13 protein-coding genes and 2 tRNA genes are annotated in these 15,241 nt (G+C 65.6%); 13 read left to right on the forward strand and 2 right to left on the reverse strand.

Going from position 1 to position 15,241, the window contains the following annotated elements; genetic code table 11:
- The 9 genes from GO608_RS01935 to GO608_RS01975 all read left to right on the forward strand — a co-directional run.
- A partial coding sequence (locus GO608_RS01935) for an energy transducer TonB (RefSeq protein ID WP_247002771.1) occupies positions 1-735 on the forward strand: 735 nt, incomplete at its 5' end.
- Positions 736-813: 78 nt separating this feature from the next.
- Positions 814-2,094, forward strand: coding sequence for a Tol-Pal system beta propeller repeat protein TolB (gene tolB, locus GO608_RS01940; RefSeq protein ID WP_169200572.1), 1,281 nt, complete (start codon positions 814-816; stop codon positions 2,092-2,094).
- 36 nt (positions 2,095-2,130) lie between these two features.
- The gene (gene pal, locus GO608_RS01945) at positions 2,131-2,658 is read left to right on the forward strand and encodes a peptidoglycan-associated lipoprotein Pal (protein ID WP_053420415.1); all 528 of its coding nucleotides are present in this window, start codon (positions 2,131-2,133) and stop codon (positions 2,656-2,658) included.
- Positions 2,658-3,398, forward strand: a complete 741-nt coding sequence (gene ybgF, locus GO608_RS01950; RefSeq protein ID WP_169200573.1) for a tol-pal system protein YbgF — start codon at positions 2,658-2,660, stop codon at positions 3,396-3,398. The genes pal and ybgF overlap by 1 nt, the downstream gene beginning before the upstream one ends.
- A gap of 11 nt (positions 3,399-3,409) precedes the next feature.
- Entirely contained in the window at positions 3,410-4,075 is a 666-nt protein-coding gene (queE, locus tag GO608_RS01955; RefSeq protein ID WP_169200574.1) for a 7-carboxy-7-deazaguanine synthase QueE, read from the forward strand.
- A gap of 100 nt (positions 4,076-4,175) precedes the next feature.
- Positions 4,176-4,856: a 7-cyano-7-deazaguanine synthase QueC gene (gene queC / locus GO608_RS01960; protein WP_169200575.1), complete on the forward strand. Its 681-nt coding sequence runs from the start codon at positions 4,176-4,178 to the stop codon at positions 4,854-4,856.
- A 201-nt stretch (positions 4,857-5,057) separates the two neighbouring features.
- A tRNA-Lys gene (locus GO608_RS01965) sits at positions 5,058-5,133 on the forward strand.
- Positions 5,134-5,146: 13 nt separating this feature from the next.
- Positions 5,147-5,222 (forward strand) — tRNA-Lys (locus GO608_RS01970).
- 442 nt (positions 5,223-5,664) lie between these two features.
- On the forward strand, positions 5,665-8,607 hold the full coding sequence (locus tag GO608_RS01975; RefSeq protein ID WP_247002773.1) for a response regulator: 2,943 nt from the start codon (positions 5,665-5,667) through the stop codon (positions 8,605-8,607).
- Between the two features lie 172 nt (positions 8,608-8,779).
- Here the strand turns inward: GO608_RS01975 and GO608_RS01980 are convergent, their stop codons facing one another.
- On the reverse strand, positions 8,780-9,976 hold the full coding sequence (locus GO608_RS01980) for an RtcB family protein (RefSeq protein ID WP_169198326.1): 1,197 nt from the start codon (positions 9,974-9,976) through the stop codon (positions 8,780-8,782).
- 30 nt (positions 9,977-10,006) lie between these two features.
- Positions 10,007-10,384, reverse strand: coding sequence for a VOC family protein (locus GO608_RS01985; RefSeq protein WP_169198325.1), 378 nt, complete (start codon positions 10,382-10,384; stop codon positions 10,007-10,009).
- Between the two features lie 445 nt (positions 10,385-10,829).
- On the opposite strand from GO608_RS01985, the gene GO608_RS01990 reads away from it, so the two are divergent.
- The 4 genes from GO608_RS01990 to GO608_RS02005 are packed head-to-tail and all read left to right on the forward strand — an operon-like array spanning position 10,830 to position 15,231.
- Positions 10,830-11,540: a thiamine pyrophosphate-binding protein gene (locus GO608_RS01990; RefSeq protein ID WP_169198324.1), complete on the forward strand. Its 711-nt coding sequence runs from the start codon at positions 10,830-10,832 to the stop codon at positions 11,538-11,540.
- 7 nt (positions 11,541-11,547) lie between these two features.
- On the forward strand, positions 11,548-11,931 hold the full coding sequence (locus GO608_RS01995; RefSeq protein ID WP_169198323.1) for an enolase-like domain-containing protein: 384 nt from the start codon (positions 11,548-11,550) through the stop codon (positions 11,929-11,931).
- Positions 11,913-14,858: an FAD-binding and (Fe-S)-binding domain-containing protein gene (locus GO608_RS02000; protein WP_211159344.1), complete on the forward strand. Its 2,946-nt coding sequence runs from the start codon at positions 11,913-11,915 to the stop codon at positions 14,856-14,858. The genes GO608_RS01995 and GO608_RS02000 overlap by 19 nt, the downstream gene beginning before the upstream one ends.
- A gap of 1 nt (position 14,859) precedes the next feature.
- Complete coding sequence (locus tag GO608_RS02005) at positions 14,860-15,231, forward strand: sensory rhodopsin transducer (protein WP_169198322.1); 372 nt, start codon at positions 14,860-14,862, stop codon at positions 15,229-15,231.
- Positions 15,232-15,241 lie beyond the last annotated feature (10 nt).

Consider the following 15,241-nt stretch of genomic DNA (forward strand, 5'->3'; position numbering starts at 1 on the left):
GAGCCGAAGCCCGAGCCGAAGCCCGAGCCGAAGCCCGAGCTGAAGCCCGAACCGAAGCCCGAACCGTCAAAGCCGGCTCCGACACCCGAACCGCCGAAAGCCCCGGCAAAACCCGACATCGCCATGAAGGCGCCCGAGGCGAAGAAACCGGTCAAACCGGAACCCAAGCCCGAACCGCCCAAACCCGAACCGCCCAAGCCCGAACCTCCAAAACCGGAGCCGAAGAAGCCGGAACCGAAACCGGAGCCCAAGCCGCCGGAGCCGAAGAAACCTGAACCGAAGAAACCGGAGCCGAAGCCGGAACCGGCGAAACCGGAGCCCAAAAAACCCGAGCCGGTCGTGCCGCCGAAAGATGACTACATGGCGCAGCGCCTGGCGCAGGAAACCGAACGCACACAACTCGAACGGATGATGCGCGCCGACGCCGCTCGTGCGTCGGCCGCCCGTAACCGTGCCGCCGGCGACGCCTATGAGAATGCCGTGCGCACCAAGGTACGCGGCAATCTGCTGCGCCCTCCCGGTCTGAGCGGAAACCCGGAAGCGGTTTTCGAGGTGGACCAGTTGCCGAGCGGAGAAGTGCTTGCGATCCGGCTCAAGCGCTCGTCCGGCATCCCCGCGCTCGACGAGGCGATCGAACGCGCGATCCGCCGCTCGAGTCCGCTGCCGCTGCCCGAAGCGAAGGAACTTTTCCAGCGCACGCTCGAACTGAAGTTCAAGCCTCTCGACGAGGACTAAAGAGGGCGTGTCATCTTGGTTGCGCCTGTTGTCCGGATTCGTTCGTTATAATCGCTAATTGACGGCCACCCCCACGCCATGAATATCCTCTTCTCCCGTTTCCGCCTGCTGCTCGCCGCCACCGTTGCGACCCTCTCGTGGGCCGCTCATGCCCAGCTTTCGATCGAAATCACGGGCGCGGGCGCAACGCGGTTTCCGGTCGCCATTCCGCTGTTCGAGAACGAAGGATCCCTGCCGCGGGGCATCACGGATGTGGTGCGCGCGGACCTGGAGCGCAGCGGGCTGTTCAGCCTCGTCGACATGGGCCTCGTCACGCTGCCCGCCACGGCAGTGCCGGATCTTGCCGGCGTGCGCGCCCGCGGCGCCGACGCGGTGCTCGCGGGGAGCCTCTACCCGCAAGCCGACGGGCGCTACGACGTGCGCTTCCGCTTGTTCGACACGCAGAAGCAGACTGAACTCGGCGGGCTGTCGCTGCGCATGACACCGGCGCAAAACCGCGCGACGGCGCATCGCATTGCCGACTTCGTGTATGAAAAGCTCACCGGCCAGCCGGGCTATTTCGCGACCCGCATCGCCTACGTCGTGAAGAGCGGCCCGCGCTACGAGTTGCAGATCGCCGACGCCGACGGAATGAACGCGCAGACCGCGCTCGCGTCGCGCGAACCGATCATCTCGCCGGCCTGGGCGCCGGACGGCCAGCGGCTCGCCTACGTGTCGTTCGAGGCCAAGAAGCCCGTCGTATATGTGCATACGCTGGCAACGGGCCAGCGCCAGGTGGTCGCGAACTTCAAGGGCTCGAACTCGGCGCCGACGTGGGCACCCGACGGTCAGCGGCTCGCGGTCGTGCTGACGAAGGACGGCCAGTCCCAGCTGTATGTCCTCAACGCGGACGGCTCCGGCCTGCGGCGGATGGCGACCTCGCCAGGAATCGACACCGAACCGGCGTGGTCGCCCGATGGAGAATGGATCTATTTCAGCTCCGATCGCGGCGGCAGCGCGCAGATCTACCGGATTCCGGCATCGGGCGGCAGTGCCCAGCGGGTGACTTTCGAAGGCAATTACAACGTCACGCCGCGCCTGTCCCCGGACGGGCGCAGCCTCGCCTTCATCACTCGCAACAACGGACGCTTTCAGGTCGCGGTGATGGACCTCGCGACCCGTCAGACCACGATCCTCACCGACTCGTCACGCGACGAGTCACCCAGCTTCGCTCCCAACGGCCGCATGATCCTGTACGCCACCGAAAGTGGCGGACGTGGAGTCCTCGCGGCAGTGTCGTCCGACGGCCGGGTGAAACAGCGTCTTTCGGTGCAGGCGGCCGATGTGCGCGAACCCTCATGGGGACCGCTCACTAGGTAACAACCACTGCTGTTCGTCTCATTACAAGGAAAATTCATGAAGAAATTCGTTCTGCCCGCACTGCTCGTCACATTGCTGGCCGCTTGCAGCAGCACCGGGACTTTCGACCAGGCAGGCGGCACCGCTGTCGAAGACCGCTCGACAGGCGCCCCCGGCGTGGCCACCGTAACCGCACCGAGCATGGCCGGTTCGGGCATCGCCGCCCTGACCGACCCGAACAACATCCTGTCGAAGCGCAGCGTGTTCTTCGACTTCGACCAGTTCGTCATCAAGCCCGAAGCCCGTCCGCTGGTCGAGGCCCATGCACGTTTCCTCGTGCAGAACCCGCAGATGAAGATGCTGATCCAGGGCAACACCGACGAACTCGGCAGCCGCGAATACAACCTCGCGCTGGGCCAGAAGCGGGCCGACGCGGTGCGTCAGGCGCTGACGCTGCTGGGCGCGAAGGAATCGCAGATCGAATCGGTCAGCCTCGGCGAAGAAAAACCGCGTTGCGGCGAAAGCAATGAATCGTGCTTCGCGCAAAACCGCCGCGGTGACATGCTGTATTCGGGCGAGTTCTGATGAAACGCCTCCTGCCGCTGGCAATGCTCGTCGCATTGTCGTCGATGGGGCCCGCGCAGGCGGGTCTTTTCACCGACGACGAGGCGCGGCGTGCGATATTCGACATGCGGATGGAATTGAACGGCCGCCTCGAGCGGCTGGAGGCGAGCAGCCGCGGGCAGCTCGAACTGGCAAGCCAGAACGAGCTGCTGAAGACCGAGATTTCCCGGTTGCACGGGCAACTCGAAGTCCTGCTGCACGAAGTCGAATCACTCAAGCAGCGCCAGCGCGATTTCTACGTCGATCTCGACACTCGCGTGCGCCAGATCGAAAGCAACCGCACCGCGTCCGCCGCCCTGGCGCCGAATGCCCCTCCCGCCGATCCTGCTGCCGAGTCGGCCCAGTACGAGGCCGCGCTGAATCTCCTCAAGGAGGGCCGGTACAAGGACGCGCTGACCGCTTTCGAGCAGTTCATCAGACAGCACCCGCAAAGCACCTTCCTGCCCGGCGCGCACTTCTGGGCCGGCAACGCCGCGCTACAGGCCAAGGAAGTTGCCGCGGCAAGCACTTATTTCAACACCGTCCTTAAAACCTGGCCGCAGGACGCCGCCGCACCCGATGCGATGCTCGGCCTGGCGAACAGCCAGCAGGCACTCGGCGATGCGAAGACCTCGCAGGAAACCCTGAAAAAACTCGTCGAGCAGTTTCCCGACAGCTCCGCCGCACAGGCGGCCCGTCAGCGGCTCGGCGTAAAGCGTTAAACCGTTCCACGATGCAGCACGCAAGCGACAGCCACGACGCGAAGGTGCGGCTAACCGAGATCTTCGCGTCCCTCCAGGGAGAATCGACGCGAGTCGGCCTGCCCACCGTTTTCGTGCGGCTGACCGGATGTCCGCTGCGCTGCGTGTGGTGCGATACCGAGTACGCATTCCAGGGCGGCGAGAGCCGCAGCATCGCGTCGATCGTCGAAGAAGTCCTCGGGCACGGCATCGAACACGTCTGCGTCACCGGGGGCGAACCACTGGCGCAGAAAGGCTGCCTCGCGCTACTCGCCGCGTTGTGCGACGCCGGTCTTTCAGTGTCGCTCGAAACGAGCGGCGCACTCGACATCGCCGCGGTCGACCCGCGCGTGTCGCGCGTCATGGACCTGAAAGCCCCCGGCTCGGGCGAGGTCGCGCGCAATCGCTGGGACAACCTCGCGCACCTGAACGAGCGCGACGAAGTGAAGATCGTCCTCGCCGACCGACGCGACTACGAGTGGGCCATCGAGTGCCTCGCCGAGCGTCAGCTGGCGCAGCGCTGCACGGTCCTGCTGTCGCCCGTACAGGGAAAACTCGACCCCGCGCAGCTCGCCGAATGGATCGTGGGTGACCGCCTCCCCGTGCGCTTCCAGCTTCAGCTGCACAAGATTCTCTGGAACGACGCCCGCGGGCGATAGCGCGGATGCCGACCGAAGGGTCGCCGCCCGTGCTGCGAGCGGAACGATCCGCGATCCGCCGTGCCGCATTCTACCCAACCGCTCGATGCGAACTTTCAACATGACTGAACCGAAACGCGCCGTCGTGCTGCTCTCCGGTGGCCTGGACTCCGCGACCTGCCTCGCGATCGCCCGCGACGCGGGCTTCGATTGCTACGCACTGTCGATCGCTTACGGGCAGCGCCACACTGCCGAACTTGCCGCGGCAGGGCGCGTCGCGCACAGCCTCGGCGCCTGCGAGCACCGGCTCGCCCACGTCGGCCTCGGCGAATTCGGCGGCTCGGCACTGACCGATTCGTCGATCCCGATGCCGGTCGAAGGCGCGGTCGGCGGCATCCCCGTCACCTACGTGCCGGCCCGCAACACCGTGATGCTGTCGATCGCGCTCGCGTGGGCGGAAGTCCTGGAGGCCCATGACATCTACGTCGGTGTCAACGCCGTCGATTACTCCGGCTACCCGGATTGCCGCCCGGAATTCATCGCCGCCTTCGAGGCAATGGCCAACCTCGCGACCAAAGCGGGCGTCGAAGGCGCACCCATCACGATCCACGCACCGCTGATCCGGCTGTCGAAAGCCGACATCATCCGGCGGGGAACGGCACTCGGCGTCGACTACGCCCGGACCGTCTCATGCTATCAGGCCGACGACGCCGGTCGTGCGTGCGGCGTGTGCGACGCATGTCGCCTGCGCAAAGCCGGCTTCGAAGCTGCGGGCCTTCCGGATCCGACTCCCTACCAGTAGCCCGCCTGCGTCACAGGTCTCCGCATTGCGGCCCGCCTGCCGCAGTCGGCCTGCGTCTGATCAGGCTGACCGGCCCTTTCCCCATACACAGCAACATAGCGCGTTGCGAAAATGCCATCGAGAAAAAGGTTTATCACGCTTTATCACCGATAACTTGACGCGCCCGACAGCATTCCATAGAATCGCAATCCTTCTAGGTTTGGGTCGTTAGCTCAGCTGGTAGAGCAGCGGACTTTTAATCCGTTGGTCGCAGGTTCGAATCCCGCACGGCCTACCAAAAACACAGAACCGGGGGTATAGCTCAGTTGGTAGAGCAGCTGACTCTTAATCAGTAGGTCGTAGGTTCGAATCCTACTGCCCCCACCAGTGGATTCAAACACTTAGGCCAGTCGCGACGACTGGCCTTTTTGCGTTTGGCGCCCCGTGTAGCCGCGGTGTAGCCAAATCCGCGGACACCGCGTGGAATTGATTTGTGCTGGGCCTCTGATCGTCATGAGGGGAGTGGGCGCGGATGGGAAGTCCGCGAAAGTGGTGCAGCGAGCCGAGCGTATGCTCGACGAGCAGCGGCCTTTACCGAGGTCTCCGGTGCTGCTCCCCGTTTCGGGCAAGCTGGGTTTCCATTGGCAAGGGCGCCAGTTGATCTCGGGCTAGACGCGACTGCCCCGTCCTGCGTACCATGCATGGGGTAGTTTGAACGCGATCAGCGGCGCCGCACCTCCTCACCCTGGGCTTGCAAGCCGTGACTCGGGTCGAATTGTCCGGCGGCAAAGGGCTGCTGCCGACGCGAGCGACACAGGCCGGAGAGCGTTTGGGCGCCGACATCAGTGATGCAGGTCTAAATTCACCCCGATCAAGCGGGGTCCAGCGAAGGGGAACACGAGGGATGGCAGAGCGCGTCGCCGTATTGGCCGTCGACGATCGGCCGGTAAACCTGTCCGCCATCGAGGCGCTTCTCGACGACCAGGAGGTCGATGTGGTGAAGGCGCTGTCGGGAAACGACGCGCTGCGCCACACGCTCACGCGAGAATTCGCGCTCGTGCTCCTCGACGTGCAGATGCCCGGCATGGACGGCTTCGAGACCGCCGAACTGATGCGCGCCAATCCGAAGACGCGCCATCTGCCGATCATTTTTGTCACGGCCGGCATTTCCAACAGGGGTATGCAGTTCAAGGGCTACGAGCTCGGCGCGGTCGACTACCTGATCAAACCCTTCGAGCCGCACGTGCTGCGCGGCAAGGTTATGGTCTTCTGTGACCTCTTCCGCCAACGCCGCGAACTCGAAGCGGCGAAAGCGCTGCTGGAGGCGAGGATCGAAGAGCGGGTCGAGCAGTTGCGGGAAAGCGAGGAGCGCTTCCGCCTGCTCGCTACCCATGCGCCGGTCGGCATCTATCAGCTCGACCGCGACGGTAATTGCTTGTCCGCGAATCCCCGTTGGTACGAGCTCTGCGGCCTCGCGCCGGAAGCTGCTGCGGGCCAAGGGTGGCGGGTCACGCTCCATCCCGACGATCAGCTGCTGGTCGACGCGGCAACTCGGAACGCCTTCGAGCACGATACCGGATATGCGCTCGAATACCGCATCGTGAGCGGAAGCGGGCCTACGCGGACCGTCCTTGCCCGGGCCGAAATGATCCGGGATCACAACCGCCGGCCGCGGCACCTTTTCGGGACGCTACTCGACATCACGGAGCAAAAGACAGTCGAAAACGAACTGGTGCTGGCCAAGGCTGAGGCCGAGCGGGCGAACGAAGCCAAGTCGCGCTTTCTGGCCGCCGCGAGCCACGACCTGCGTCAGCCCTTGGCGGCTATGACGTTGTACCTCGACGTTCTGCGACAGGAAGTGCCGGCGAGCAGCCAGAAGCTCGTCGGGAATCTGCGCCAGTGCGTCAGCAGCTTGAGCAAGCTGCTGACTGACCTGCTGGACATGAGCAAACTCGAAGCTGGCGTCGTGACGCCCACGATCTCGGATTTTCCGATCAACGACATCCTTGCGAGCGTGCTCGCAGTTCATGCGCCGGAAGCACGCCTTAAGGGCCTGTGGCTGACCTATGTATCGACGCGCCTCACGGCCCGCACCGACGCCGTCCTGTTCCAGCGCATGCTCGGCAACCTGATCGCCAACGCGGTCCGCTACACCGAGCACGGCCGAATTCTGGTCGGCTGCCGGCGCCGAGGTGGCAAGGCGTGGGTCGAGGTCTGGGATACCGGGGTCGGTATTCCGGAAAACAAAATGAGCGAGATTTTCGAGGAGTTCAAGCAGTTGGGCGACGGTGCCCGCACCCGCGGTAGCGGCCTCGGACTTGCGATCGTTGCCAAAACCGCCGCGCTGCTTGGTTTGCAGATTCGGGTCGGATCGCGACTTGGACGCGGCTCCATGTTCGCGCTCGAATTGCCGCTCGGCAAAGCGCCCCGCCAACTGCCGCAGCAGCCGGGGCCGCAGCGCCGTTCGCTACGCATTGCGCTCGTTGAGGATAACCCCGCCGTTCTGGACGCCGTGAAGTGCGCGCTGGAGTCCGTCGGACACGAGGTCATCGCGGCACAAAGCCGCCACGAAATGCTCGAGGCGCTCGGCGAGCGCCGCCCGGACGCCGTGGTGTCGGACTATCGGCTCATGGATGGCGAAACGGGCCTCGACGTCATCGAGTCGGTGTGGGAACTGCACGACAGTATGATCCCGGCCCTCGTTTTGACCGGGGAAACCGCTCCCAGCTTCATCCGCAATATGGCAGATCGTGCGATCGCGGTGCAGCACAAGCCATTGGATCTCGAGGCGTTGCAGGTCTGTCTGGCCAATTTGGTCGCCGCTGTCTCCGGAATCGATCCGTTGACGGGTGTCCGGAACCTCCGGCGCATCGAGTACGCTTCGCGCCATGCCATTCGCACCGGAGCCCGGCGTGACCAAGCGCCGTCGCTGATCTTGTTTGACATCGATTGCTTCCAAGATTTCGCCGGCGAGTTTGGTTCCCAGCGCGGGGACGATGTTCTGCGCGAGATTGCGCGACGAGCGGGCGCCACCCTGCGCGAGGGCGACGAACTGGGGCGCAAGGGGGGCGCAGCGTTCCTCGTACTTGCCCAAAATACTTCCCCCGCGGCCGGCGAGACGCTCGCCGAGAGTCTGCGCCGCGCCATCGAGGCCGAGCCCTGTCCGACCGTCGGCAAGGTCACCGCGAGCTTTGGCGTAGCCGAACACCTAGCCGGCGAGCCGTTCGAGGAATGGCTGGCACGTGCCGATGACGCCGTACGCCTCGCGAAGAACGCCGGCGGTAACTGCGTACGCCTGCATCCGGCTAACCTCTTGTGGAAGCCGCGGCGACCGGTCGACGGGCAGTTCGTCCAGCTCGTTTGGCATGAACACTACTGCTGCGGGGAGCCGACAATCGACGCCCAGCACCGAGCTCTGGTCGAACAGGCTAATGCGCTGCTGACGGACCTTATGGGGGGAAGGTGCCCGACGCCCGAACTCGTGCTGACGGCGCGGCGCGTTTTGAGCGAAGTGGCGCAGCATTGTCGCGACGAAGAACAGATTCTCGAAGCGGCCGCTTATCCCGACCTCGACTGCCACCGGGCCGAACACGCCGCCCTGCTGCGCAGAGCAGAGAATTTCCTGGCACGCCTCGGGAATGGCGCGCAGAACGTAGCCGGGCTGCTCGAGTTCATCGCCTACGAATTCGTCGCGTTGCACATGCTCGGCACCGACCGGGAGTACGCAACTCACCTCGGAGCAAATTCAATGGCAAGCAGTTCGCCCGTTTAGAACCTCCAGCATCAAGAATCGGGCGACGGAAGCGGAAGCGACGTTCGACGAGATGTTCGGCCGGATGAGCAACCGGACGTGCGCGAATCCTAGTGCCCCACCAGTCGATTCAAGTATTTAGGCCAGCTCTTGCGAGTTGGCCTTTTTGCTTCTTCAGGCCCGGCAACGACTACTAGCCTTTGACGCATACCACCTGCTTCAAGGTGTGCAACACGTCCGTGAGGTCGTTCTGGTTGGCCATTACCGCGTCGATGTCCTTGTAGGCAGCGGGAATCTCGTCGAGGACGCCCTTGTCCTTGCGGCACACGACACCGGCCGTCTGCCGCACGAGATCCGCCTCGGTGAATTGCTTTTCTGCCGTGGTGCGGCTCATCCGGCGCCCGGCGCCGTGGGCGCTCGAACAGAAGCTTTCCGCGTTGCCCTTGCCGCGCACGATGTAGCTGCGCGCACCCATGCTGCCTGGGACGATGCCCAAATCGCCCTCGCGCGCGCGAATCGCCCCCTTGCGCGTCACCCACACGTTCGCACCGAAGTGATGTTCCTGGGCGACGTAGTTGTGGTGGCAGTTGACCACTTCGCTCGTCACCACGAACGACGGCAAATGCCGGGCCAGCGCGGAGAGCACCAGATCCAGCATGCACTGCCGGTTCTGTCGCGCATACTCCTGCGCCCACTGCAGTGCCTCGACGTAATCGTCGAAGTGCTCGCTGCCTTCCGCGAAGTACGCCAGTTCGCGATCCGGAAGCTGGATCATCCGGCGTTCCATGTCCTTGCGCGCGAGTTGGATGAAGTAGTCGGCCATCGCGTTGCCGATACCCCGGCTGCCCGAATGGAGCATGACCCACACGCGGTCGGCCTCGTCGAGACATACTTCTATGAAGTGATTGCCGCCGCCCAGCGTCCCCATTTGGTGTGTCCATTTCGAGGCTTTGCCGAATGCCTTGAGAAGCTGCGGATGGCGTGCGCTGAGCGCCTTGAGCCCGGCTTCGAAAGGCCGCACCGCGTCCGCGAGCACCGTATCGTCGCGGTGTTGCGCGCGCCCGACCGGAACGCCATGGCTGATCTGCCCGAAAACGGCCTTGAGAGACTTTTCGTCAATGTCGTTGGCCGTCAGCGAGAGCCTGGCGGCAACCATGCCGCAGCCGATATCGACACCGACCGCAGCAGGGATGATTGCCTTGTGGGTGGCGATGACCGAACCGATGGTCGCACCGATTCCGACGTGGGCATCGGGCATCGCGGCGACATGATGATGAATGAAGGGCATCTGCGCGAGATTCGCGAGTTGGGCCTTCGACTTCTCGTCGACGTCATCGGTCCAGATCTTCACCGGCACACGTTGGCCGCTCAGCACTTGTTTGATCGGCATGACAAGCTCCCGTCGCATCCTCGCTGGGTATCACGTCCACTCGTTCGCCTCTTGCTCGAACCTGCCCCGGTACGGCTTTCCGACGCAGAACCGGTGCCCACTCGGTGCTTGCATGACCGTCCAGCCGTCATTGCAAGATACCTGGACCGCTCCCAACTTCTCCAGGCGATTTACTTCTTCTTCGATTGAATCCGTCTCGATATCGAGATGGGCTCGCGGATCGTGATCGACGCGTTGAATGATGACCTGGACGTCACCCGGCTGCGTCATGAGTTGAATGAATTTGTCGCGAACCTGGGCCTCCTGCGGCAGTGGACAACCGAGCGCAGCACTCCAGAACTTCGCCTCTCGCATCAAATCGTCGGTATCGCAATCAATGACGATGTTCCCAAGACGGCTCTTGTGCATCAGTCCGACTCCTCATGCCAACCGGTGTTTACGCAGAGCACTTGAACGCCAGTGCCCGACAGCCTCGGCATTTTTTCCATCGCCGCAAGCGTTCCTCCCGTCCGCAAGCCTGCAGCCTTCGCAAGGTCGTGCAATAGGACATCTGCCGCAGGCTCGAGTTTGCAGTTCTTCCAATGTGCGGTCTGCGTCTCGATCGCCCGCCCGACGCATTGCAGCGTTCGTCGCCGAATCGGTCTGGCCGAAGCTGCGGGAGACGCGATTCCATCGTTGCCCGCAGCTCGATGCCTCCACGCCTGCGCCTGGCACGCAGCAGGACCGCGTCAGTTTTTACACGGGCCGATGGTCGTTCGGTAGCTTTTACAGCGCGCGCTGCCAACGCCTCGGGGGCTCTTCCCGGCACCCGCCTTGCAGGCCGGTCCCAACACGGTCGGGACGGAGAACGATCATGAGCGACACAGTCGGCGACTTCCTGCTCCAGCGCCTGTCGGCATGGGGGGTCAAGAGGGTGTTCGGCTATCCCGGCGACGGCATCAACGGCATCATGGGGGCGTTCGGCCGGTACGGCGAAGGGCTGCGCTTCGTGCAGGCGCGTCACGAGGAGCTCGCCGCGTTCATGGCGTGCGCGCACGCGAAATTCACCGGCGAAGTCGGCGTGTGCCTGGCCACTTCGGGCCCCGGGGCGATCCATCTCCTGAACGGCCTCTACGACGCGAAGCTCGACCACCAGCCGGTGTGGCGCGAGTGGACTGACCCGCGCCTCGTGGTGATGGTGCTCAACAACGGCGACCTCAACCAGGTGACGTGGGAGCAGCGCGCCATGGAAGGCGACCCGAAGTTCATCGACGCGCAGGCGGTGCCCGATTTCCCGTACGCCGAGTACGCGCGGCTGCTGGGCCTGGGCGGCATGCGCGTCGACGACCCGAGAGAAGTGGGCACGGCGTGGGACGCGGCACTCAGTGCGGAGCGCCCGACGCTCCTCGAGATGGTCACCGACCCGGACGTGCCGCCGCTGCCCCCGCACATCAGCGCGAAGCAGGCCAAAGCGTACCTGTCGGCGCTGCTGCACGGCGACCCCGACTCGCTCGGCATCGTCGTTGCGAGCTTCAAGGAAAGCTGGGATAGCCTGTTCCCGCCGGACAAATCGTCAGCGGGGTGAACGCGACATGGCCCTTGTGGACAGCACGGCCCCGATCGAATCGGTCACGGTCGCGAGCTACACGATCCCGACCGATGGGCCCGAGTCCGACGGCACGCTCGAATGGGACGCGACGACGCTCGTGGTGGCCCACGTCACCGGCGGCCGCCGAACCGGCCTCGGCTACGGCTACACGGACACCGCCACCGCGCGACTGATCCACGATCGGCTCGCGCCGCTGCTGCACGGGCGCGACGCACTCGCGACGAACGCGCGCTGGCAGGACATGGCGGTCGCGATCGGCGACGGCGCGCCCGACCCGGTCGACGGCCGCCTCGCTCCGGCCGACGACCGCCCCGGCTTCGGCCTGGTGTTCAAGGAACAGGACGCCCGATGCTTCGAAAACCCCTGAACGGCGCCGATGAAACGCGCCCCGCCATGCCCGTCGACACCACGGCGCTGTCGCGGCGCGCCGGCGTCGATTTCGCCGCGCTCGAACACGATCTGCGCGAGGTCCTCGCCGGCGAAGTGCGCTTCGACGCGGGCAGCCGCGCGCTGTATGCGACCGACGCGTCGAACTACCGCCAGGTGCCGATCGGCGTCGTGATCCCGCGCTCGACCGACGACGTCGTGCGCACGGTGGAGATCTGCCGGGGCCACCACGCGCCGATCCTGTCGCGCGGCGCCGGCACGAGCTTGTGCGGCCAGTGCTGCAACATCGCGGTGGTGCTCGATTTCTCGAAATACCTCAACCGCATCATCGACATCGACGCCGAAAAGAAGATTGCGCGCGTCGAGCCCGGCGTCGTGCTCGACGAGCTGCGCGAGGCGGCCGAAAAAGTCGGCCTCACGTTCGCCCCCGACCCGGCGACCCACAGCCACAACACGCTCGGCGGCATGATCGGCAACAACTCCTGCGGCCCGCACTCGGTGATGGGCGGGCGCACCGAGGAGAACGTGCTCGAGCTCGACATCCTCACCTACGACGGGCTGCGCTGCCGCGTCGGCACGACGGACGCGGAGACGTTTGCGCAAATCGAGGCTGAAGGCGGCCGTCGGGCCGACATCTACCGCCGGCTGCGGGCGCTCGGCGAACGGTACGCCGAGCCGATCCGCCGCTGCTACCCTGACATCCCGCGCCGCGTGTCGGGGTTCAACCTGCGCGCGCTGCTGCCCGGGAGCAGCTTCGATCTCGCCCGCGCGCTGGTCGGCTCCGAAGGCACGTGCGTCGTCGTGCTCGAAGCGACCGTGCGCCTCGTGGACAGCCCGCCGGCGCGCACGCTGCTGGTGGCGGGTTTTCCCGACGTGTATGCGGCTGCGGACGCCGTACCCGAAGTCATGGCGGCCGGCCCGATCGCGCTCGAAGGCATGGACGATCGGCTGGTCGGCGACATCGAGTCGATGGGGCTCGCGCCGGGCAACGTCGGGCTGCTGCCCGAAGGCGCCGGCTGGCTGCTGGTCGAGTTCGGCGGCGCCGACCGGGACGAGGCCGAGGGCCGGGCCCGCGCGCTGATGGAACGGCTCGAGCGCGCCGAGCCGAAGCCGTCGATGAAGCTGTACGCCGACGCGGCTGAAGCACAGCGAGTGTGGAAGATCCGCGAATCGGGTCTGGGCGCGACCGCCCACGTGCCCAACGAACGGCTGACCTGGGAAGGCTGGGAAGACTCCGCGGTCGCGCCCGAGAACCTCGGCCGCTACCTGCGCGAGCTGCGCGCGCTGCTCGACCGCCACGGCTATCGCGGCGATTTTTACGGTCATTTCGGCCAGGGCTGCCTGCACACTCGCATCGACTTCGACCTAGAAACGGCCGACGGCATCGCCCGCTACCGTGCCTTCATCCACGAGGCCGCGCGCCTGGTGTCGGGGCTGGGCGGCTCGATCTCCGGCGAACACGGCGACGGCCAGTCCAAGGCCGAGCTGCTGCCGATCATGTTCGGCGACGAGGTGGTGCAGGCCTTTCGCGAGTTCAAGGCGATATGGGACCCGGACAACCGCATGAACCCGGGCAAGGTCGTCGATGCGTTCCGCGTCGACGAGAACCTGCGCCTGGGCACCGGCTACGATCCGCGGCCAGTCGAAACCCGCTTCGCCTACACGTCGGACAACGGCGACTTTGCGCGCGCGATGCTGCGCTGCGTCGGGGTCGGCGCCTGCCGCAGCAAGAAAGGCGTAATGTGCCCGAGCTACATGGCCACCGGCGAGGAGATGCACTCGACACGCGGGCGCGCGCATCTGCTGTTCGAGATGCTGCGCGGCGAGACGCTGACGGGCGGCTGGAAGGAGCCGGCGGTCAAGGAAGCGCTCGACCTGTGCCTGTCGTGCAAAGGCTGCAAGGGCGAATGCCCGGTGCGCGTCGACATGGCGACCTACAAGGCGGAGTTCTTCTCGCACTACTACGAAGGCCGCCTGCGCCCGATCTCGGCCTATGCGTTCGGGCTCATCGACGTGTGGTCGCGCGCCGCGTCCCACGCGCCCGGCGTCGCGAACTTCTTCTCGCGCACCGAACCGTTCGCGGGCTTCGCCAAATGGCTCCTCGGCATTCATCCCGCGCGGCGTCTGCCGGCGTTCGCGATGGAAGCTTTTGCGCCGGCCTTCCGCCGCCGGCGGCCGCCCGCCGCAGCGGGAAAGCCGTTGATCCTGTGGCCGGACACGTTCAACAACCATTTCCACCCCGAGGTGGCGCTGGCCGCGGTGCAGGTGCTCGAGCACGCCGGCTTCGAAGTGCGCCTGCCGCCGGTGCGGCTGTGCTGCGGCCGCCCGCTGTACGAGTTCGGCATGCTCGACCGGGCCCGGCGCTACCTGCTGCGCATCCTCGACGCGCTCGACACGCAGATTCGCGACGGCCTGCCCGTCGTCGTCCTCGAACCGGCCTGCCTCACCGTTTTTCGTGAGGAACTGCCGCAGATGCTGGCCGGCAACGAGCAGGCCAGGCGGCTGAGCAGCCAGGTCTTCCTGCTGAGCGAATTTCTCGAGCAACGCGCCCCGCACGCGCGCTTCGGCACCCTCGCGCGCCGCGCGGTGGTGCACGGCCACTGCCACCACCAGGCAGTCATCGGCATGGACGCGGAAGCCGCGGTACTGAAAAAACTCGGCCTCGACTACGAAATCCTCGACTCCGGCTGCTGCGGCATGGCCGGCGCGTTCGGCTTCGAAAAGGACAAGTACGACGTGTCGATGCGCTGCGCCGAGCGCGCGCTGCTGCCTGCGGTGCGCGCGGCCGCCGACGACACGCTGCTGATCGCCGACGGCTACAGCTGCCGCGAGCAGATCGTGCAGAGCACCGCCCGCCGGCCGCTGCATCTCGCCGAAGTGCTGCGCCTGGCCCTCAAAGGAGAATGACATGGACCCGATCGGAAAACGCCGCTGGGCGATCGCCGAAGGCTATATTCCGCCGTCGAGCACCGACGCGAGCTACGAGCTGAAAAGCCACGAGGCCGCGTGCATCCTGAACGCGGGCGACCGGCTCGCGCAGATCGAAATCACGATCTTCTTCACCGACCGGGAACCGGCCGGCCCTTACCTGCTGACGGTGCCGCCGCGGCGCACCTGCCATCTGCGCTTCGACGAACTCGACAACCCGGAGCCGATCCCGGTCAACACCCCCTATTCGAGCGTCATCGAATCGACGGTGCCGATCGTCGTCCAGCACACCCGGCTCGACTCGCGCCAGGCGGCGCTCGCGCTGCTCACGACGATCGCGTACGCCGATTAGCGCGCCGGCA

Origin of the sequence: Aromatoleum buckelii (assembly GCF_012910785.2) — a bacterium.
Lineage (GTDB): Bacteria > Pseudomonadota > Gammaproteobacteria > Burkholderiales > Rhodocyclaceae > Aromatoleum > Aromatoleum buckelii.

What these genes read in the sequence shown, in the direction of transcription:
- GO608_RS02000 (WP_211159344.1), top strand. Translation starts at nt 11,913, where the DNA reads ATGCTTCGAAAACCCCTGAACGGCGCCGATGAAACGCGCCCCGCCATG.
- GO608_RS02005 (WP_169198322.1), top strand. Translation starts at nt 14,860, where the DNA reads ATGGACCCGATCGGAAAACGCCGCTGGGCGATCGCCGAAGGCTATATT.
- GO608_RS01995 (WP_169198323.1), top strand. Translation starts at nt 11,548, where the DNA reads ATGGCCCTTGTGGACAGCACGGCCCCGATCGAATCGGTCACGGTCGCG.
- queC (WP_169200575.1), top strand. Translation starts at nt 4,176, where the DNA reads ATGACTGAACCGAAACGCGCCGTCGTGCTGCTCTCCGGTGGCCTGGAC.
- GO608_RS01990 (WP_169198324.1), top strand. Translation starts at nt 10,830, where the DNA reads ATGAGCGACACAGTCGGCGACTTCCTGCTCCAGCGCCTGTCGGCATGG.
- GO608_RS01985 (WP_169198325.1), bottom strand. Translation starts at nt 10,384, where the DNA reads ATGCACAAGAGCCGTCTTGGGAACATCGTCATTGATTGCGATACCGAC.
- pal (WP_053420415.1), top strand. Translation starts at nt 2,131, where the DNA reads ATGAAGAAATTCGTTCTGCCCGCACTGCTCGTCACATTGCTGGCCGCT.
- tolB (WP_169200572.1), top strand. Translation starts at nt 814, where the DNA reads ATGAATATCCTCTTCTCCCGTTTCCGCCTGCTGCTCGCCGCCACCGTT.
- GO608_RS01980 (WP_169198326.1), bottom strand. Translation starts at nt 9,976, where the DNA reads ATGCCGATCAAACAAGTGCTGAGCGGCCAACGTGTGCCGGTGAAGATC.
- queE (WP_169200574.1), top strand. Translation starts at nt 3,410, where the DNA reads ATGCAGCACGCAAGCGACAGCCACGACGCGAAGGTGCGGCTAACCGAG.
- ybgF (WP_169200573.1), top strand. Translation starts at nt 2,658, where the DNA reads ATGAAACGCCTCCTGCCGCTGGCAATGCTCGTCGCATTGTCGTCGATG.